The sequence below is a fragment of the Cyanobacterium sp. HL-69 genome, assembly GCA_002813895.1.
In the GTDB taxonomy this organism is placed as follows: Bacteria; Cyanobacteriota; Cyanobacteriia; order Cyanobacteriales; family Cyanobacteriaceae; genus Cyanobacterium.
This window is the reverse complement of record CP024912.1, coordinates 1,993,968-2,014,941: the sequence shown is the minus strand read 5'-3', so window position 1 is coordinate 2,014,941 and position 20,974 is coordinate 1,993,968. Positions and strand designations below refer to the sequence as shown.

18 protein-coding genes are annotated in these 20,974 nt (G+C 37.5%); 4 read left to right on the top strand and 14 right to left on the bottom strand.

Going from position 1 to position 20,974, the window contains the following annotated elements; genetic code table 11:
* Positions 1 to 77: 77 nt before the first annotated feature.
* On the bottom strand, positions 78 to 242 hold the full coding sequence (locus AA637_RS09240) for a hypothetical protein (protein ID WP_446682516.1): 165 nt from the start codon (positions 240 to 242) through the stop codon (positions 78 to 80).
* A 165-nt stretch (positions 243 to 407) separates the two neighbouring features.
* Entirely contained in the window at positions 408 to 1,058 is a 651-nt protein-coding gene (locus AA637_RS09235; RefSeq protein WP_446684563.1) for a class I SAM-dependent methyltransferase, read from the bottom strand.
* A 167-nt stretch (positions 1,059 to 1,225) separates the two neighbouring features.
* On the opposite strand from AA637_RS09235, the gene AA637_RS09230 reads away from it, so the two are divergent.
* Both AA637_RS09230 and AA637_RS09225 read left to right on the top strand, forming a co-directional pair.
* The gene (locus AA637_RS09230) at positions 1,226 to 2,047 is read left to right on the top strand and encodes a M48 family metallopeptidase (RefSeq protein ID WP_083260411.1); all 822 of its coding nucleotides are present in this window, start codon (positions 1,226 to 1,228) and stop codon (positions 2,045 to 2,047) included.
* A gap of 58 nt (positions 2,048 to 2,105) precedes the next feature.
* Positions 2,106 to 3,812, top strand: a complete 1,707-nt coding sequence (locus AA637_RS09225; RefSeq protein WP_446682515.1) for a DUF262 domain-containing protein — start codon at positions 2,106 to 2,108, stop codon at positions 3,810 to 3,812.
* A gap of 3 nt (positions 3,813 to 3,815) precedes the next feature.
* Here AA637_RS09225 and AA637_RS09220 read toward each other — a convergent pair whose 3' ends face one another.
* Positions 3,816 to 5,291 (bottom strand): DEAD/DEAH box helicase, encoded by a 1,476-nt coding sequence (locus AA637_RS09220; RefSeq protein WP_446682514.1) that lies wholly within the window; start codon positions 5,289 to 5,291, stop codon positions 3,816 to 3,818.
* A gap of 34 nt (positions 5,292 to 5,325) precedes the next feature.
* Positions 5,326 to 6,453 (bottom strand): glycosyltransferase family 4 protein, encoded by a 1,128-nt coding sequence (locus tag AA637_RS09215; RefSeq protein ID WP_446682513.1) that lies wholly within the window; start codon positions 6,451 to 6,453, stop codon positions 5,326 to 5,328.
* 456 nt (positions 6,454 to 6,909) lie between these two features.
* Between AA637_RS09215 and ygfZ the strand changes: the two genes are divergently transcribed.
* On the top strand, positions 6,910 to 7,983 hold the full coding sequence (gene ygfZ / locus AA637_RS09210) for a CAF17-like 4Fe-4S cluster assembly/insertion protein YgfZ (RefSeq protein ID WP_446682512.1): 1,074 nt from the start codon (positions 6,910 to 6,912) through the stop codon (positions 7,981 to 7,983).
* A gap of 78 nt (positions 7,984 to 8,061) precedes the next feature.
* Here the strand turns inward: ygfZ and AA637_RS09205 are convergent, their stop codons facing one another.
* From AA637_RS09205 to AA637_RS09160, 10 genes are all read right to left on the bottom strand, one after another.
* On the bottom strand, positions 8,062 to 8,256 hold the full coding sequence (locus AA637_RS09205) for a hypothetical protein (protein ID WP_446682511.1): 195 nt from the start codon (positions 8,254 to 8,256) through the stop codon (positions 8,062 to 8,064).
* Between the two features lie 112 nt (positions 8,257 to 8,368).
* Entirely contained in the window at positions 8,369 to 9,943 is a 1,575-nt protein-coding gene (locus AA637_RS09200) for a DNA methyltransferase (RefSeq protein WP_446682510.1), read from the bottom strand.
* Positions 9,944 to 10,153: 210 nt separating this feature from the next.
* Entirely contained in the window at positions 10,154 to 11,053 is a 900-nt protein-coding gene (locus AA637_RS09195) for an amino acid ABC transporter substrate-binding protein (RefSeq protein WP_446682509.1), read from the bottom strand.
* 132 nt (positions 11,054 to 11,185) lie between these two features.
* Positions 11,186 to 11,920, bottom strand: a complete 735-nt coding sequence (locus AA637_RS09190) for a DUF3747 domain-containing protein (RefSeq protein WP_446682508.1) — start codon at positions 11,918 to 11,920, stop codon at positions 11,186 to 11,188.
* A gap of 114 nt (positions 11,921 to 12,034) precedes the next feature.
* A complete protein-coding gene (locus AA637_RS09185) occupies positions 12,035 to 13,090 on the bottom strand; it encodes an adenosine deaminase (protein WP_446682507.1) in 1,056 nt (351 codons plus the stop codon).
* Between the two features lie 195 nt (positions 13,091 to 13,285).
* Positions 13,286 to 13,687, bottom strand: coding sequence for an HNH endonuclease (locus AA637_RS09180; protein ID WP_446682506.1), 402 nt, complete (start codon positions 13,685 to 13,687; stop codon positions 13,286 to 13,288).
* A 3-nt stretch (positions 13,688 to 13,690) separates the two neighbouring features.
* Complete coding sequence (locus AA637_RS09175) at positions 13,691 to 14,032, bottom strand: hypothetical protein (protein ID WP_446682505.1); 342 nt, start codon at positions 14,030 to 14,032, stop codon at positions 13,691 to 13,693.
* 143 nt (positions 14,033 to 14,175) lie between these two features.
* Positions 14,176 to 15,285: an S-(hydroxymethyl)glutathione dehydrogenase/class III alcohol dehydrogenase gene (locus tag AA637_RS09170; protein WP_446682504.1), complete on the bottom strand. Its 1,110-nt coding sequence runs from the start codon at positions 15,283 to 15,285 to the stop codon at positions 14,176 to 14,178.
* Positions 15,286 to 15,393: 108 nt separating this feature from the next.
* The gene (rimK, locus tag AA637_RS09165) at positions 15,394 to 16,296 is read right to left on the bottom strand and encodes a 30S ribosomal protein S6--L-glutamate ligase (RefSeq protein WP_446682503.1); all 903 of its coding nucleotides are present in this window, start codon (positions 16,294 to 16,296) and stop codon (positions 15,394 to 15,396) included.
* 95 nt (positions 16,297 to 16,391) lie between these two features.
* Positions 16,392 to 17,663, bottom strand: coding sequence for a hypothetical protein (locus AA637_RS09160; protein WP_446682502.1), 1,272 nt, complete (start codon positions 17,661 to 17,663; stop codon positions 16,392 to 16,394).
* Between the two features lie 234 nt (positions 17,664 to 17,897).
* On the opposite strand from AA637_RS09160, the gene pruA reads away from it, so the two are divergent.
* Positions 17,898 to 20,918 carry an L-glutamate gamma-semialdehyde dehydrogenase gene (pruA, locus tag AA637_RS09155; protein ID WP_446682501.1) on the top strand — a complete coding sequence of 1,007 codons (3,021 nt, stop codon included), beginning with the start codon at positions 17,898 to 17,900 and terminating at the stop codon, positions 20,916 to 20,918.
* Positions 20,919 to 20,974 lie beyond the last annotated feature (56 nt).

Genomic DNA, 20,974 nt, shown 5'->3' with positions numbered 1-20,974 from the left:
TAGCAGGTTTATTGGTAATGGATAATGGATAATTAGAGCAACAAACAACAATTGTTAACCCCTAGCACCTTATTACCCTATATAATTCCTCTGTCTCTCAGGTAGCGAGAAAACTCATAGCTGGTTGATTGCATACGACCATCCCTTTCATTGGCAAAATTCCTCATCACATCATAGGTGGGGTAAGCAAGAACTATTAATATTGCGAGAGAGCCGAAAATTTGAGTATATTTATTCCACATAGTTAGATTTCCTCAAGGTTGAATATATTTTTTTATGACGACAAAATAATTGTTATTTGGTTGAGCAAAATTTACATAAAATCCATTTATAGGAGTGAAAGATATTAGAATCTTTAGGCAATTTTAAATAGTGATTTATGGACGATTATTTTTCATGAAAGTTCCCTAGGTTTTTTCTAATGTCCAATGTCTAGGGGATGATTGATAAATGTTGACTTTTTGCCATTGTAGCTCATGGATAATGGTTTTGATTTCTGCGATGGTCAGGGCTGCATGGAGGGAGTCTTCAAACAGTTGTTTTTGTCTGGGGCTATAGTCTAGGTTGGCTTGGGCGACTATGTCCATAACTTCTGGGGAGGATGCAGGGCGTAACAAGTCTCGGATAATTACTTTTCCTTTTGGTTTGATTACTCGGTTAATTTCTTGGAATAAATCAAGGGGATTTGGTATGTGGTGGACTAAACTATTGGACATGACTACATCGAAGGTTTGGTCTGGATAATTTAGTTTTTTACTATCTGCTAATTCTAGTTTTATTTGTTGATTTTTATGGGCTAAATCAATATTTTTTTGGGCTATTTTTAACATGGAGGGGGCTAAGTCGATCGCCCTTATTTGACAGTCGGGGCGCATTTGTGAAAATATTATGGGTATTCTGGCTGTTCCCGTGCCTAAATCCAAAACAAAACTATGCTGTGGGGCTACATTAGCCGCTAACTGGGCGAAATCTCGGTTAACCTCGGTAAAATCCATGGAATCATACTCAAGGGCTTCCTCTTCACTGTCCATTACTTCTGGTTCTAAAGTGCGATCGATCATAAGAATAAGACTGCTATCATATACTAAAACCCATTATCGCTCTTATTACTTCTAAAAAGTTCTTTACCACAAGATGAAACAAATTAGAAGTATGTGCCGTCTAAAACCATAGGCTTAGTTTGCTGAGTCGAAAGCATATCATAATTTTCTTTCTCCACAAAGTCATGAAACGTCGTTTTTTCCACATAATACTATCTATCACCGTTGCCCTCACCGTTATTTTTAATAACGTTACCGTTAGTTATGCCCTCCCTTGGGGAGAGTTATTTTTGCGGGGTATTCAAGTCATCCAAATCAGTAATATTTCCGATACTCAAGAAGTAGAATATGGGCGACAGATGCGTCAACAGTTAATAAATAGTGGCAGAGTAAAGGTATATCGAAATCAAAACGTTAATCGCTACGTAAATGACATTGGACAACAATTAGTAAAAAGGAGCGATCGCCCCAACTTGCCCTATACTTTTACTGTGGTAGATAATGACCAAATTAACGCCTTTGCCACCATGGGCGGCTTTGTTTATATCAATACAGGATTAATACGCACCGCCTCCAACGAAGCGGAATTGGCTAGTGTAATCGGCCATGAAATAGGCCATGTGGTAGCCAAACACTCCCAAAAACAAATTCGTCAACAAGCCGTAACCCAAGGATTATTGAGTGCCGCAGGATTAGGTAATGCCCAAATTGTACAACTAGGAGTTGCCGCTGCCGTCAGTTTACCCAATAGCCGTCAAGATGAATTAGAAGCCGATACCCTCGGTTTAAGAATAATTACTGAAACTGGTTATGCCCCGAGGGCAATGCCTGATTTTATGCAAAAACTTGATAGGGGCGGAAGGGCAAATATTCTAAGTACCCACCCTGGTGCAGGAGAAAGAGTTGTCGCCCTCAATCAACAAATTCCCAGTAACAGTGCGAATCAAGGTATGGGTTTAAATCAAGGGGAGTATCGTAATAATATTCGTCCTCTGACTCTACGTTAATTACGATAAGTTGATAAAAGGTAATCGTTTTGATAATAGGTGACAATATCATTTAACCATGGGACAAATCAACCTTCTTGATACTCGTACCAGTAGTTTCGGAGATTTACTAGGGAATGGTAAAATTTACAGAGTACCTTTATTTCAAAGAAACTACTCTTGGCAAAAGGAAAATTGGGAAGATTTATGGGAGGATATACTAACACTTTATCATAATCCTGAAGCTAGTCACTACATGGGGGCGATCGTCCTTCAAAATATAGCTACTTCCGATAAAGAATTTCAAATTATTGATGGTCAGCAAAGATTAGCTACCCTAAGTATTATTGTTATCTGCGTTATTCAGGAAATCAACAATTTAATTCAAGCCCAGAAAGATAAGGAAGCCAATCAAGAAAGACAAGAAATTTTAAGGCGTACTTATTTAGGAGATAAAGATCCTCGATCGCTCCGTTACTCTAGTAAAATACTATTAAATGAAGGTAATAATGACTTTTATCAAAGTAATTTAATTAACTTAAGAAAACCACGTAATTTAAGAAGTCTCTCAAAATCAAATCAATTACTCTGGGGTGCTTTCGACTATTTTAGTACTGAGTTAGGAAAATTAATGGCGGTGACTGCCACGGGTGAAAACCTCACGGAATTCCTCACAGATATTATTGCGAAAAAGTTATTATTTATTCAAATCAACGTAGAAGACGAATTAAATGCTTATACAGTTTTTGAGACTCTCAATGCTAGAGGTATTGATTTAAGTGCCACGGATTTATTAAAAAATTACCTATTTTCTCTATTCCAAGGGCCAGATGATTTACAAGAAGCCCAAAGACAATGGCGAAGAATCATTAATACAGTACCCATGGCAAAATTTCCCGAATTTCTGCGCTACTATCTGAGTACAAGAAAAATTAGAGTAAGACGGGAGAGACTATTTAAAGTTGTCCGTGAATGGGTTACAACTCCTCAAGAAGCCTTTACTTTACTCGATGAGTTGGAAAACTACGGCGGTTTGTTTATTGCATTAGGTAATCCCTATGATGATTTTTGGATTGATACCCCTGAAAATTGTGTTTATATCCGTGAATTAAATTTGTTTAGGGTAAAACAAGCCTATCCTGTTTTGTTTGCCGCCTACCATAGCTTTTCTCCAGAAAATTTCACCCGTTTACTAAAATTAATTTGTGTAGTTTCTTTTCGTTATAACGTAGTTAGCGGTTTGAATCCTAATGAGTTAGAAAAAATTTATAATCAAGTTGCCGTAGCCATTAACAAAAAAGAAATTAATAACCCTCGGCAAGTATTTGATAAGGTGCGCTCGATTTATGTATCGGATGATAAATTTAGTCAAGATTTTTCTATTATGACTATATCCACTAGGGGGCAAGGAAAAAAGTTAGTTAAGTATATTTTTTGTAAGTTGGAAAATGATATTTCAGGATTAAATATTGATGAGGATAGTTTTTCCATTGAGCATATTTTACCCGAGTCTCCTTCTGTTGAATGGGGGGAGTTTTTTACGGATAACCAAATGGAAGAAATGGTTTATCGTTTGGGAAATATGACTCTACTAGAACCTCATTTTAACCGTGAAATTGGTAATAAAAGTTATTCTTTTAAAAAGGATTTTTATCAAAAAAGTAGTTATAGTTTAACCCAAAAGATTTTAGCAGAAGAATGGAATCCTGATAGTCTGAGTAGGCGACAACAACACCTAGCAAAAAGAGCAATTTCTATATGGCGATCGCCCTTTATTACTTCATAACGATTAATTGTCCATGGGATTATCTTTTTTTTCCGCTGCTTTAAAATTTCCGCTGTTTTTAGTCTTGCCATAGGATAGGGGTATCACTTCCCCTTGCTTTTTCGATTTTTTCATTTTTTCTTGACGGCGATTAGAGGTTTTTTCCTCGCTGGTGTTTTCCGCTACCACTTCGTATAACTTCGCTAACTTTTCTTGCTGATTAGCTTTGCGCAAAATACGCCCTAATCGTTGAATATATTCCCTAGTTGACCCTGTACCTGATAAAATTATGGCAATCTTGGCATCAGGCACATCAACCCCTTCATTAAGTACATGGGAAGCCACAATAATTCGATAGTCTCCTTCCTTGTATTTTGTTAAGATTTTGTGGCGCTCTTTTACGGGAGTTTGATGGGTGATGGCAGGGATTAAAAACTGTTGGGAAATGCGATAAACCGTGGCGTTATCGTTGGTAAAGATTAGCATTCTATCGGGATAATGCTCACTAATTAACTCCGTTAATACTTTCAGTTTACCATTGGTGCCTGATGCGATTTCCTTTGCTTGTCGGTGGGCTATCATCGCCCTTCTTCCTTGGGCAGATTTGGCACTAGCCATCACAAATTGTTGCCACCCTTCAAGGCTGGAAAGATAGATATGGGATTCTTTGAGAAAGTCGTTGCGAGTTTGGATAGCTTCTTGATATTGTTTTCTTTCTTCGGGGGTGAGGGTTACTTTGATGGGGATAATTTCGTATTCACACAGGGCAATTTTTGATAATTCTTCGGGGGTTTTGCGATAGATTACTTTTCCGATAAGGGTATCTAATTTACTATGGCTTCCGTCTCCTCTTTCGGGGGTGGCGGTTAACCCTAAACGGTAGGGGGCAATAGATTCTTCGGCGATTACTTTAAAAAAGTCGGTGGGTAGATGGTGGCATTCATCAAAAATTTGCAGGGCGTATTGGTTGCCCAGATGTTTGGCATGGATGGCGGCGCTGTGGTAGGTGGCGATTAAAATAGGGCTACTGTCATGGCTTCCTCCCCCCAGTAAGCCTACTTCAATGTTAGGAAAGGCGTTTTCCATTTGGGCATACCATTGGTGCATCAAGTCGAGGGTGGGTACTAATATCAAGGTAGTGCGAGGAGTACAGGCGATCGCCATTTGTGCCAAGTATGTTTTCCCTGCGGCGGTGGGCAAGACGACAACCCCTTGTCTTTGGGCTTTTTTCCATGCTTCAAGGGCTTCTTGTTGATGGGCGTAAGGGGTTAGGGTAAGGTTGGCTTCGATGTCGAGGGTGCTAAATTCTTTGGCATCATCGATAAAGTTAATTTGATTTTCTTCAAGGCTTTCTATCAATGAGCGATATTGATGGGCTGGAATACGAAATTTCTCAACTCTGTCATCCCAAGTGGCAAAGTCTATCCATGCTTTCCCTTTTGGGGGGGGATGTAATATTAATGTACCTCTATCGTATGTTAGTAAGGGCGATCGCCTCATATGCAATAATTTGAATGTTATGTCAACAAAATAATCATAAATTAATGGTTTTTTCGTACAACTCCACAGTTTTTTGAACCATCACCTCACTATCAAAATATTCCCGATAACGTAAGTAACTATTTTTAGCAAACTTTTCTCGCAGGGAAGGATTTTCAATTAATTGAATTAAACTATTCGCAATCTGCTGAGGATTTCGAGGCTCAACAATAAAACCATTAACATTATCATACACCTGCTCAGGAATACCGCCCACAGAAGTGCCAATAATGGGTTTTGCTAAAGACATGGCTTCTATACAAGCTAAACTAGCCGCTTCCTGCAAAGATGGTAATACAAATACATCAAATAAGGACATCAAATTGGGTAAATCATTAATATAACCAGCGAAAACTACTTGATGATCAATTTTTAATTCTTTTGCTTGTTTTTTTAAAGCAGTTTCTAATTTTCCTGTACCTGCAATGACTAATTTTAAGTTGTTATTTAATCCATCATTGTTTGATAATAAATGCGTATTTACTATGGCAAATCCTTGTAATAAATAAGTTAATCCTTTTACTTCATTAAGACGAGCCGCTGTACCAATTATTATTTCTTTTTCTGGATTTAAAGAAAATTTATCAATATAGGTGAGGGATATTTCTGAGTTTAAAACTGGTTTATTTACACCATTATAAATTAAATTTAACTTTTTCTCATTTAACCCTAATTCTTTCAGAATATTAAACTCTGCTTCACAAACACTTATCACATTATTGGCTAAAATATTACTTAGCAAACAACTTAATCTATAACTAATATTTGCATTATAACCATGATAACCATGGACAGTAAAAACCATGGGAATTTTGCCTAAAATTAGGCGAATGGGAATCATTAATTCATGGGCTCCATGAATATGAATAAGGTCTATTTTTTTTTGATTATTCAGTTGCTTTACTGCTCTAAAGAGTTCCCAAAATCCTTTGAAAAAATTATAATCCCAACGGGTAAATTCTTTTTGTTTGATGGGAAGTGTCATAAAGGTTAGTTTACCTTCTCCTTCGGGAGCTAATAAAGAAATTTCATGTTTATCAATTAATTTTTCTATTAAGCTAAAAGCCTGTTTTTCAGTACCCCCTAGGCTAAGATAAGGAAGAATAAATAGTATATGTTTCAAGTTAGTTTTATTCAAGCAGTTTTGAGTAATGTAATATATTCTTACAAATAAAAAATAGTATTTGATTATCTATGTTATTAGAAATATAATTTGGATTTCATAAGTTCAGTTATCATGGTTTTTAGCATTATTTTTTTTGTGAATCATCGTTGATTAAGTAAGTAGGCATAATTAAATCGATTTAGGCAAGAGGTTTAAACCCCTTGTTCATAAGAGTCTTAATCAAATAAGAGCTATAGTTAATTTTGCCAACCTACCTATCAAGTAATTTTAAGTATTTAATAATAAATTATTGGTATTATTAAGTTTTTTATTGTAATCATAATTATTATATATAATAGCTAATAATAAGGTTGTTTTTTCTAAGTTATAAAAGCTGACTTTTTATTATTTTTAGATATTCTTGATAGCTCATTATTGTTATAATGGCTGTAGATTAATTCTTTATGATACACTATGACAAGTTTACAAGATTTACAAAAGGCTCAGGGAGCAATTTTTTCTGAATCAGACTCTACTCCCTCAACTTTTAATAATGATTCCACTATAGTTAATCAAGCATTTCAAGAAGTGGCACTTTGCGACCACCCAGTGGCGCTTTGCGATCGCACTTGTGGTGGTTTAATAAAAGTATCAGGGGAAGATAGACTTTCATTTATTCATAATCAAACCACAAATAAGATTCAATCTCTCAAAAATAGAGAAGGGGCAATAAGTGTTTTCGTCAATTCTACAGGAAGAACCATCGATTTAGTAACCGTTATAGTAAAAGAAAAAGAATTATTAATATTAACATCTCCTCAACAAAATCAGCCATTAATGCAGTGGATGGATAGATATATTTTTCCCTTCGACAAAGTCGAATTAGAAGACTTGACAGGAAAATATGCAATTTTTACCCTCATAGGAGAAAAAAGCCCCGAAATTTTGGCAGAATGGGCGACAGAATCTCAACTCCATAGCCCCGAATTTAGCCATCATGATATCAACATTGACGACACTGAGTTAACCTTAATAAATAGTAGTAGTTTAAAAATAAAAGGCTATACCCTCATCATTCCCCAAGACAACGCCCCTAGGGTATGGGAAAAACTTAGCCAAAAAAAAGTTAGCCCCATTGGCAATGAAGCCTATGAAAAACTAAGAATTATGCAAGGTAAACCTAAACCTAACCATGAATTAACCACCGACTATAATCCCCTTGAAGCTGGGTTATGGGATGCTATCTCTTTTGATAAAGGTTGTTATATTGGGCAAGAAACCATCGCTAGGTTAAATACCTATAAGGGAGTAAAACAAAGATTATGGGGTATCAAATTCGCTTCCCCTGTAAATTTGAGCGAAAGTAAGTTAATAACCCTCAATGGAGAGAAGGTTGGTACTATTACCAGCCATTGCGACACCCCAGAAGGAATATTTGCCCTCGGTTATATTCGCACCAAAGCGGGGGGAGAGGGCTTAAAAGTGATGGTGAATGAGGTGGAAGGGGAAGTGATTTCATTACCTTTTGTACGTCATCCAGAGGCATAATTGAGAATGAATAATTGATAATAAAACTTTTATCTTCCCATCACTCTAAGGCTGTAATATCCAGCGCACCTTAAATTTTTACCTACGTTGGTTAAAATTTGCTCTGTTTCTTGTTTCTACAGGGATAGGTATTAGAGCATAATCAGTGTCTTGATGTTGCCATGGTTGCACCAATCCTTTTAAACTTTCCCCGTTAGTTGAGGATACAGTTAAAAGTGCGATCGCACAGATCCAGACCATGATCGCCATTAATGATAAAGTTAAAATTGCCATTTTTTCAAGCTCCTTTGCTTGATTACATCTTCCATATTAACTTATGTAACAATCAATAACAATCCCTTGACAAGTATAAAATATTAGGGTAATCCGCACACACAATATTTTTTTAATTATCAAAATTAATCTTGACTTGATTATCAAGAGTTTCTTTTTGTTTTTCAGCAGACTTCAAAACCTCTAACACTAATCTGATGTCAAGACGTTTTTGTTCTTCAATAATTTCTTTTATAGTTACAATACTAATTTTATCCACAGGCTTATTCATGAATTTACTTTGATAAATTCCCGCTTCTTTTGCTGTTGTAATCATCGCCTTTGTGGGTTTTTTAAGAGTAATAAATATTCCTAAACTAGCTTCATTTAAACTCATTGTTCCTTGTAAATCTCGAATATCACCCGATTTTACATTGCCCGACTTTACTTGAATAATAATTTTTTCTGGTTTATCTTCTCCCCCATCAAAAAATGCGATGCCATCAATACCCTTATCAGCTCCTTTTTTATCATTAATAGTTGCACGGTTATTGGTGTAGGTTAAAACCGCCCATTTTTCAAATTCTTTTCTGGTGCGGTCATCTTTTTTCAATGCCAAAGCCGTGGCCGATTCCATATCTTTGGGAATGCCATTCAAGGTAATTTTATCTAAAACTCCTTTGCCAAAGCTATCCTCAAGGCGTTTTAAAATTAAACTAATACTTTGATAAGTGATGTCAATGCCTATCCATGGGCGATTTAGTCTCTCGGCTACAGCGATGGTTGTACCACATCCACAAAAAGCATCTAATATTACGTCTCCCTCATTGCTACTGGCTTTGATTATTTTTTCTAATAATGCTTCTGGTTTTTGAGTAGGGTAACCTAATCTTTCTCTAGACATCTGATTAATAAATGGCAATTCAATCCAATCTTTTGCTAAAACACCATCAGATTCATCAAGATACTGTCGATAGGTAAACTCACATTCATATTTTAAAGGAATATCCGTTTTTCGTCTTAAGTTACCAGCTTCTGGAACATTTCTTCCTCTTAATCTAAATCTGCGATTATTTTCATCAATATATCTAAATTTTTTTTTTGTCGATTCAGAATATTCATCAGCCACTATTTGATAATTAAATATGTGATTATTTGTTAGTTTTGAGTATAAAAATATAACATCATGCTTTTTATTAAAGTATCTTTTTGACAAACAACGTTCTCCATAACACCAAATAATTTCATTTAAAAAATCACCACCTTGAGAGCAAAAAATAGCATCTAAAACTAACTTTAAATAATGACTAGCAGAAGGATCACAATGAAGATAAAAACTCCCTGTAGGTTTTAAAACTCGATGAATTTCCGTGATACGTAGAGTCATATTAACCAGATAAGCAAACAAACTTCCCTTACCCAAAACCGCTTCCAAACCAGAAATTAAAGCTATCACTTGCGCTGTAAACTTACCATAATAATTTTCCTTAATTTCCGCCAAACCAATATTAGCCAAATCATCCCATGTCCAAGTATCAATAAAAGCCTGAGCTTGGGCGCGATCTTCTTTTCCTATATTGTTATAAATTTGATTATAATTGCGCTTAGAATTAAACGGCGGATCAATATAACATAAATCTACCGACTCATCTTTAATATGTCTTCTTAAAACCTCTAAGTTATCCCCATAAAATAATTGATTATTCATTATATTTACTAATATTTGTACTTTAATAAATGGATCTGCAAAATTAATGATCAAGTTTTATCTAACTACAATTTCCATTAAGAAGGGGCTAAATACCCCTTAACTAGATCAATTTAATAATGCCTACCTACTCAGCTATCTATTGATACAATATTACTAAGAACAAGTAAAATGACTTGCAACAAATATTAATCCTTCATTCTTAATTCCCTAATACCTTCCCTCAATAGGAATCCACTGATAACCATTGACGATACCTTGAAAATAATCCGCCATGGTTTCAATGGGGTAAGGTGTAACCCCATTCACCCCAAACCAACGGGAGTATAAAGCCTGAGATTCGGGTACACCCACCACAACCCCTTGCATATATTGCACCAAACTATAATTAACAACATTGCGCCACTCAGACTCATTTAGAGGTAAGGTACAAGCATAGGATTCAATCATATAAGGAAACTCAGGCACAATTTCATAATCAGCAGAATCAGAAACTTCTCCCTTGAGTGCCTGTAACAAAATGCCATCCCCAGCAAAACCTACCACCTCATCATCCTGAACCATTTGCCATCCTTCCTCCTCACTTTCCACAAAGATAAACTCTGCATCAGGGGCAAAATTACGAATGGCCGTTTCATTGGTAGTATTAGGAATTACAGCGATTTTAGCACCGGCAAGAGACTCTGCATTAGCCCACTGACTACCTCGATTAACAATCATTTGAGTACCACTAGCGAAGTAACTAGCTGAAAAATCTACATACTTGTTTCTTTCCCAAGTGATAGTAGTCGAACCACATTCGATGTCAATAATTCCTTCTGTTATTTGTTCAAATCTATTGCTAGGGGTGATTTTGATTAACTCTAACTCGATGGGTTTACCTAATCTAGCTTCGGTTTCTTCCTTAATCAACTCTAATAATTCGATGGCATATCCTATGGGTTTTCCGTCATCATCCACAAAGGCAAAGGGGACGGTATCAGGACGATAACCCGCTCTAATTACCCCTGTTTCCTTAATTTGTTCCATAATGTTTCCAGCCCATACATGGGGAGTCAGGGCAGAAAGAATTGAAAAAGAGAAACCGAAAGACAAAATTTTTTTTAGCATTTCTAATGTGGTTTAATATTAAATGAAAAAGCTATTGCTCAATCAGCATACATCAACAGGATACTGATCAAACAATAGCTAAAGAAAGGGTAATTGACAATTAAATATTACAAAGAAAACACTTCTAAATTTCTATCTACTAAAGCGAGACTGCATGGAGAAGCGAGAAGATTGATTTAATTGGGCTTGGGGTTGAGAATATGTATTTCTGATGGATTGGTTTTCCTCGGAGGGAGCGACAATGTCTCTAATTTGTCCTTCGGTGGGAGTTTGGTTCATTTCAGGCTCAGGTTCGGTCATATTTTGCTCTACGGTTTCTTCGGGGGCAGTATAACTGAAATAAACGTGACCTAAAGCGTTACCTTGATAACTTCTTCTGGAAAATTGCCAACCTGGATTGAGGTTAACGCGCATGGCTTGATCGTTGTATTCTCCTACAGTACCAACATTAATGCGTTTATTTTCGCGCATATTGAAACCAATTAGATGTAATTGCCCTTCTCTTTTGACAAAAGTTAAAAGATAGTCTAGCCCTAAATCTTGCCCTTCATAGCGAATAGAATAACCATTGGCATCGGTGGCACGGCGACAATGTCCGCTAAAGTCAAAGTTGATTAATAATAAATCTACGTTGGTAGGATTAGACCCATTTTCACTCCAGCAAGTATTTTGCCCTGGAATTTGCTCAACCACAATCAAATTTAATCTGTTATCTTCGCCAAAAGGTTGAGCTACGGCGATAAAGTTTTGTTGGTCAACTTCCATCTCTTCAAAAATTCCAGCTTTAGCGAAATCCATGGGAATCAAACCTAAAATGGAGGTTAAAGCAAGGGTAGCAAGTTTTATGGGTAGTGAGGATTTAAGCATAATTGATTTAAAATTTGTCAAATTTAGTAATTTTTTCTCTATTCAAAGTTATCTCATTTGACTACGTTTTGATCACCTGAGTTCCTGATTTTTGGTGTTTTATTTTCTGATTGACTACTTCATGAGGGTTTTTTCTTTTTTTGCTATGGGGGTAGTGCGATCGCCCATTAGCCCCACCAGTAAAGCACTAGGGGGTTGAGTATAGGGCCATGCAAAGGCATGACGAAAGGACGCATCCTGACAGGCTTGGAGTTGTTTAAAATCGATTATATCGAGGGTTAAAAGATTCTCGTACTCAAAAGGAAGACGCACATTATGCAATCCCGCATTATCAGTACAAATGGCAATGTCAACCCCCGCCTCAAAACAACGATCAAAAACTGTTTTTAATTGCTTTAACTCATCAAGAGTTCCTGTTTTAACATAGGTAGTAGGACATACTTCTAAACATTGATTAAGGGAAGCTACCTCTGGTAATAGTTCAGGATATTGAAGGGGAATTTGAATACCATGACCAATACGCATAAGGTATGGTAATAATTCGGGATAGCAACCGTGGGGCGTTTCATATAAATGTCCAGTGGTTTTTATGTCCCTACTACGGGCGTATTTATACAGTTTGACAAACTCATCCATTTTTTCTCCATATAGTTTATCTCCCCCAGCCACATCGATGGCACATATTTGATGCTTATTATCGGCGGCTAAATCCACAATAGCCTTATTTATCTCATAGGATAATCTAGTGTGCATACACAAAATTTGGCTGGTGACGATGGGATATTCATTCACCTTCGATGCCTTATCTACCACCTCCACAATGGCTTTCATTTGCTCTATTCTCTCGGTTTCAGGCAATGTAGGGTTAGTGCGTAAATAGGGAGTGTAACGAATTTCTAAATAGGCTAAATTTTCAAAAATATAAGCCCCACGAATGAGACGATAAATAAAATAAGGGAGAGTATCAATATTTTGGACACTCTCCACAAGGGTATGTAATTCTAAATATTCCTCAAGGGTATTTCTTTCCCTCGTGTAAAAATCTTCAAATTCTTTATATTGAGGATATTTTTGAGCCAAATCTGGGTTATGACGTTGGAAATAACGCCAGAGAATGCGGGGTACTACTGAACCCCCTAAATGACGATGTAAGTCGGCGTATAATGCCATGGTTAAACTCCTTCGATGATGATTTGTGGGCTTTTAACCCTTAACTTTCCAGTCTATTCCATATTTTTTTTGGCGGTTTATTTTTCTGTGTGATCAATCTGTTGTAAAAGAAAATCAATGTAATGTCTTTGATAGTGATGGAAATAAATACTCGCTCATCCTATCACGTGAAAAAAATTGGTCAAGAGAAGAAGGCTAAATTTGTTGTAATCTCTTTCTTTCTGCTATGCGTTCATTATTATTCCATTGAAGTAATTTTACCGTCGTTCGTGCGATCGGTGTCAATCCCAATATCAGAAAATCATTGACTTGAAAATGTTCAGCCCATTTCTGAGTACGAGGATTAAAAAGAAAACAAAAATCCCCTGTTTTTGGGTCAAATGAGCCTAAATCCGTTCCTTTGTATCGGTTACAACGCCAACAAGCATAAGCTAAATTATTGGCTTCTGTTCTGCCTCCATGTTTTTCTGCAATAATGTGATCAATTTCATGGGAAAAAAAAGATAAACTAGCAGGAAGTAAACAATATTCACATTGATATTTAGCTCTTTGTTCAACCAAACGACGTAATGGGGTAGGAATATAAGTGGTACTCATAAATCAACGTTCTAAATAAGGAAGACTTCCTGCTTTGAGCATAATAATTAAGTGTTCAATGCGTTCATATTCATCAAGTTCTTGTTTTTCTGTGCCAGTAAGTTCACCAGTTTCACTCTTTATCAATAGCGTGTTGAGACGCTCCTGCATTTGTGCGGTAGGACGGAAAGCGATAATTTGTTCTGGTGTCGGTTTACTTGTCAGGAAATCGAGAATATCGTGATAAATCTTAGTCGGAAGCAATGGCTGTTGTAAACTTAGTGCTAAAAGGTCAGGAAGTCGATCTCCTATTCGTAATAATTGTTCTGATAGTTCGTCTGGAACTTCTAGGGTAATTTTTGCCATGATGAAAATTTGTTATGATTAGGATGACTAAATTTAGCTTGATATACTCATTTTAATCTAGTTTTCAGGGTAATTTTCTCAATGGAGTAATGCTTTCGTTATAAATTCGAGTGCAGAGATTTCCCCTGCACTTTCAATAAAAACTAAAAAGTAACCACACTGCGGATAGATTCCCCTTGGTGCATCAAATCAAAGGCTTTATTAATGTCTTCCACTGGCATCACATGGGTAATTAAATCATCGATGTTAATTTTTCCTTCCATGTACCAATCAACAATTTTGGGTACATCAGTACGTCCTCTAGCACCACCAAAAGCCGAACCTTTCCACACTCTCCCTGTGACCAGTTGAAATGGGCGAGTGCTGATTTCTTGCCCTGCCCCTGCTACACCTATCACCACAGATACCCCCCAACCTTTATGACAACATTCGAGAGCTTGACGCATTACTTTTGTATTACCAATGCACTCAAAACTATAGTCCGCCCCTCCTTTGGTTAAATCTACGAGGTAGGGTACTAAATCCCCCTCTACTTCTTTGGGGTTAACAAAGTGTGTCATGCCAAATTTTTCGGCGATCGCCCTTTTATCGGGATTTATATCAACTCCCACAATCATATTAGCCCCCACCATACGACAGGCTTGGATGACGTTTAAACCAATACCCCCCAAACCAAATACCACAACATTAGAGCCAGGTTCAACCTTAGCGGTATTAATCACCGCCCCCACTCCCGTAGTCACCCCACAACCGATATAACACACTTTCTCGAAGGGAGCATCAGGGCGAATTTTGGCGAGGGAAATTTCAGGTACTACGGTGTAATTTGCAAAAGTAGAAGTACCCATATAGTGGTGTAACTTTTTGCCATTTAGGGAAAATCGGCTGGTACCGTCAGGCATCAAACCTTGCCCTTGGGTGATGCGAATGGCTTGACAGAGGTTCGTTTTGAAACTGAGACAGTAATCACATTGTCGACATTCAGGCACATATAAAGGAATGACGTGATCCCCCGGTTTAAGGCTCTTGACACCCTCTCCCACTTCTACCACAACCCCCGCCCCCTCATGACCGAGAATAGTGGGGAATAAGCCTTCAGGATCCATGCCAGAGAGGGTATAAGCATCAGTATGGCATACCCCTGTGGCTTTGATTTCCACCAAAACTTCCCCCGCCTTGGGGCCTTCTAACTCTACGGTGTCAATAACTAACGGTTCTTTGGCATTAAGGGCGATCGCAGCTTTTACTTTCATTTTATTGATATATGTTCAACGGTACAAATAATAGAATAACAGGAGATAATTGATAGTTGATAATAATACTCTATTGCCCATTGCCCATTGCCTATTCCCTTAAAGAATTTACACCTGAATGCGATCGCGCGTTTTTATATCAACATTTTTCTCAATAAAATCAATAATTTTATCTGCCACATCAACCTCCGTCGCCTTCTCAATGCCCTCCAAACCAGGGGAAGAATTAACCTCCATCACCACAGGACCATGATTAGAGCGCAACAAATCCACCCCTGCAACCCTTAAACCCATAGCCTTTGCCGAGCGAATCGCCGTGCTTCTTTCCTCAGGAGTCAGCTTAATTTTTTCTGCCTTACCCCCCCTATGTAAATTTGAACGGAAATCTCCCTCTGGCCCCTGTCTTTTCATAGCTGCCACCACCTTATTACCAACCACAAAGCAACGAATATCAGCGCCTTTCGCTTCCTTGATAAACTCCTGCACCAAAATATTGGCGTTCAAACCTCGAAATGCTTGAATTACCGACTTTGCAGCCTGATTAGTTTCCGCCAAAACTACTCCAATGCCCTGAGTACCTTCCAATAACTTAATTACCAATGGCGCACCGCCCACAGTCTCAATTAATCCATCAATATCTTCCGTATCATGGGCAAACCCCGTTACAGGTAAACCAATACCCTCCCTCGCCAAAATTTGTACACAGCGCAACTTATCCCTAGAGCGAGAAATTGCCTGAGACTCATTAGCACTAAAAACCCCCATCACTTCAAACTGTCTGACTACCGACAAACCATAAAAAGTTTTAGAAGCCCCAATGCGAGGAATAATCGCATCAAAATTTTCCAAAGTTTTCCCCCCATAAACCACGGAAGGGTTATGAGAAGTAATATTCATATAACAACGGAGGAAATTTACCACCCTAACTTGATGTCCTCTTTTTTCTGCTGCCTCCCTTAATCTTCTGGTGGAATAAAGGTTACTATCTTGGGATAAGATCGCAATTTTCATTTTTATACTCGTATATATGTTCTTGTTTATTCTTTCTGATCTTTTGCCCGTTGTCCATCAATTAATACAAGTCAAGTATAAAGGCATATGAATTTTTACTTCAAGGTAAAATTTAAAGGTAAAAAAACCGTATTACTATTAAGTATCAAACTATCTTCTGGATAATTTTGTTCAAAATTGAGAAAAGCTTGATTATTAGCAAGTCTATAATCCCAATTTTTACCCTCACACACAGTAGAATTTAAGCTGTTTAAATTATTGGGAAAATTTCCTTCTTTTTGTCGAATATCTTCTACTTCTAATATATTTTTTGTCAACTCCCAATCTAACATTAATAAATTTGCCCTTAACCATTGTTCCCCAAAGTTAGGTGTTGCTATTTGTCCTAAATAATTCCACCATGGAATGTTATCAGAAAGCGATTCTCCTGAAGCGATATCTAACGGGCAAATACTTTTGTTTTCAAGATTAGAAAATCTTTTTAACAGACGATTACCTAAATCTTGACTCATAAATTGAAAATAGGGTTTTTGAATGAATTTAGCAATGGGTTTATTACTCAAATTTTCAGAAAATATAAAAGGACTACCTATAAAATATGCTTCTATTTTAAGTGCATTCAATATTCCCTGGGAATAATCATAATAATAGTTGTTTAAGTTTTCTCTCCAATAAACAGTTAATGGTAATGTTTGTCTTAACAATCTTATTTGGTCTTGCGTATTAATTAAAGCTACTAGTTGAGCTATTAAATAGGGTTGAGATTGAATGAATTTGTTTAACTGAAAAGAAGCCTCTAATGTTTTGTTAACTTCTTCTTTGTTTCCTTGAAAATACTCTGACAAACTATATAACATTAAAATTTTTTGAGCTGCTACTATATTAATAAAGTAAGGAATTTCATAGCTTAACGGATCTCTAAAATTATTATTAAGATTATATTCCCAATGAAGAGATTTTATACTTAAAATATAGTTCCGTAGATCAATAATTTCTTGTTCTTTTTCTTTTAAGAAAAATTTTAAATCTTCGGGAATTGGTTCTATATAATTACTATTAATTTGTCTTTGTTTTTCAAAAAAAGTGTTTAATGATACTAAAGTTTCTTCCATTTCAGGGGAGGAACTATTTTCTCCATTGTTATCACTTTTGTTGACTTTGCCTAGTCCAATTTGTTGTAAATAGGAATCTAATACTATATGGTTATCGTTAGAAGTTTCCGCGTTAAAATTATCGAAAAATGTATCCGCTTGATTAATATATTTTTCCTGTTTATAGTTAACTTTTATGTTTAAAAGGGCGATCGCAACGATAGATACTCCGAATATTCCTAATAAAACGTAAATAAATAATTGCTTTTTTTTCATAATTTATTTTTTATTTTTATTAATACGAATAACCTTTTTTTATCTTAGTAAGGATAAATACTTAATTATTTAGAAAAAAGGGTTGTATTAAACGGTAACAAAATACTCAATCTAATAATTTTAGTGATAATATTATAATGTGAAACAAAATATTATTATGCGATATTAGCATAGCAAACTTTAAGTTGCCAAGAAAAATTAGAGTTATTTTATTATATTTATTAGGGGAGTTTTATGGTAGCTATAAACAGTCAGATCTCATCTTACGAAGAAACGACACAAAACATTGCAAGGGATTTGATCCAAGCCACGAGACAAAAAGGAAACATCTTTAGTAAGTTAAAAGAGCAGGTACAATTTGACGATAAATTGATGGGGTGGACTATGAGTAACCCCGGTTTAAGAGTTCAATTATTCCGCTTCATTGATGCGTTACCTGCATTACAGAGTAAGCCAGAAGTTGCTCGACATTTTCAACAGTATTTAACCACGGAAGAGGTAGAATTACCTGATGCTCTTAAGGGCATTCTTAATTTTAGTGATCCTAATTCACCTCCTGCCCAAATTGCCTCGGCAACCATTACTAAAGCGGTGGAAACCCTTGCTTATAAGTATATTTCGGGGGAAACCATCAAGGAGGTAATTCGGGCGGTAGAAAAGATGCGTAAGGAAAAAATGGGCTTTACCATCGATTTGTTAGGGGAAGCGGTAATCACGGAAACAGAGGCGGAGTCTTATCTACAAAGTTACCTTGAGTTAATTACTCAATTAAGTAATCAGGCTCAAAAATGGTCAACTATTCCTGAAATTGATACTGCGGATGGAGAAGATTTGGCGAAGGTGCAGGTATCCGTTAAGTTGACGGCTTTTTACTCGCAGTTTGATCCTATTGACCCAGAAGGTAGTAAAGTTAAGGTGTGCGATCGCATTCGTACCCTTCTCAGACACGCCAAGGAAAAACGTGCAGCGGTACACTTTGATATGGAACAATATGCCTATAAGGACGTTACCATATCTATCTTACAAGAATTATTGATGGAGGAAGAATTTCGCTCCCGCACAGATATTGGGGTGACAATTCAAGGTTATTTACGGGATTCAGAAAAGGATTTATTAAGCTGGATTGAGTGGGCAAAAAAACGGGGAAATCCTATTACTGTTAGATTAGTGAAAGGGGCATATTGGGATCAAGAAACTATTAAATCTCAGCAAAATCACTGGCAACAGCCCGTATTTAACCAAAAACCGGAAACGGATATTAATTACGAAAATCTTATTCGTCTTCTCCTCGAAAATCATCAATATTTGTATAGTGCGATCGCCTCTCACAATGTTAGAACCCAAGCAAATGCGATCGCCATTGCCGAAACTCTAAAAATTCCCAAGCGCAGATTTGAATGCCAGATACTCTACGGCATGGGAGAAAATCTCGCCAAAGCTATTGTAAAAAAAGGTTATCGAGTGAGGGTATATGCCCCCTATGGAAAACTATTACCTGGTATGGCTTACCTTATCCGCCGTTTGCTCGAAAATACTGCCAATAGCTCCTTTTTACGGCAAAATTCAGAGGAAAAACCCATCGATGAATTAATCGCTCCCCCTGTCCATCATCTTGAACCAAAAGAGGAAGTTTCCCCTATAGAAGGGGAAAAAGAGATCCCCCCAACCCCCCTTAATAAGAGCGGCTTTAACCCTGCCCCAGACACCGACTACGGTAGAGAAAGCAACCTCGTAAAAGCCAGACAAGCCCTCACCGTGGTTAACAATCAATTGGGTAAAACCTACCTGCCCCTTATCGACGGGAAATATGCGCAAACCGAGGAATATATAGATTCCGTTAACCCCTGCAATCCCTCCCAAATTGTCGGTAAAATTGGCCTAATGTCCGTTTCCCAAGCCGATGAAGCCATGAAGAGTGCCAAGGAAGCCTTTAAAACTTGGAGCAAAACTAGCGCCACGGAAAGAGCGGAGATTCTACGCAAAGCGGCGGATATTATGGAGCAAAAACGCCATGAATTAACCGCTTGGATGTGTTTTGAGGTGGGTAAAATCGTTAAAGAAGGTGATCCTGAAGTGTCAGAGGCGATCGATTTTTGTCGCTACTATGCCTCGGAAATGGAACGATTAGAGCAGGGTTATAACTATGACGTGGCAGGGGAAAATGACCGTTATTTTTATCAACCCAAAGGCATCGCCCTGATTATCTCTCCTTGGAATTTTCCCTTTGCCATTGCCACGGGCATGACGGTGGCGGCCTTGGCAGCTGGTAACTGTGCCTTACTCAAACCTGCGGCTACCAGTACGGTAATTGGGGCAAAAATTGCCGAAATTTTGATAGAAGCAGGAATTCCCAAGGGAGTATTTCAATATATACCTGGTAAAGGTTCGGTGGTAGGAGATTATTTGGTAAAACATCCTGATATACATTTAATCGCCTTTACTGGTTCAAGGGAAGTGGGTTGTAAGATTTATGCCGATGCAGCCATATTGCAACCGAAGCAAAAACACCTCAAAAAAGTTATCGCTGAGATGGGGGGCAAAAATGCCATTATCATCGATGAAAGCGCTGATTTAGATCAAGGGGTGGCAGGAGTCGTCCAGTCGGCTTTTGGTTTTAGTGGGCAAAAATGCTCGGCTTGTAGTCGGGTGATTGTGTTAAATACTGTTTATGATGCCTTTGTGGAGCGTTTGGTAGAGGCGGTAAAATCCCTTAATGTGGGGGATGCGAAAAACCCTAGTACGAAGATAGGGCCTGTGGTTGATGCTTCTGCCCAAGCTCGTATTTTGGAATATATCGAGAAAGGAAAAGAGCAAGGCACTTTGGCGATACAGGTAGAAGCCCCTGACCATGGTTATTTTGTCCCTCCCACTGTTTTCACTGATATTACACAGGATGCGGTAATTGCTCAGGAGGAAATTTTTGGGCCTGTGTTGGCGGTGATAAAGGCTGATAATTTTGACCATGCTCTCAATATTGCCAATGGCACTGATTACGCCCTTACGGGGGGTTTATATTCCCGTACTCCAGCCCATATTGACAGGGCTTATAAGGAGTTTGAGGTGGGTAATGTTTATATTAACAGAGGCATCACAGGGGCGATCGTTGCCCGTCAACCCTTTGGCGGTTTTAAACTTTCGGGGGTAGGTTCAAAGGCTGGAGGCCCAGATTATTTACTGCAATTTTTAGAACCTCGGGTAGTTACTGAAAATATCCAGAGACAAGGTTTTGCACCTATCGAGGGCGCTGATAATTAAGTAATAAAATTCCTAGCAGGGTAAATATTAATGGTGGGGTGTGTATCTATCACCCT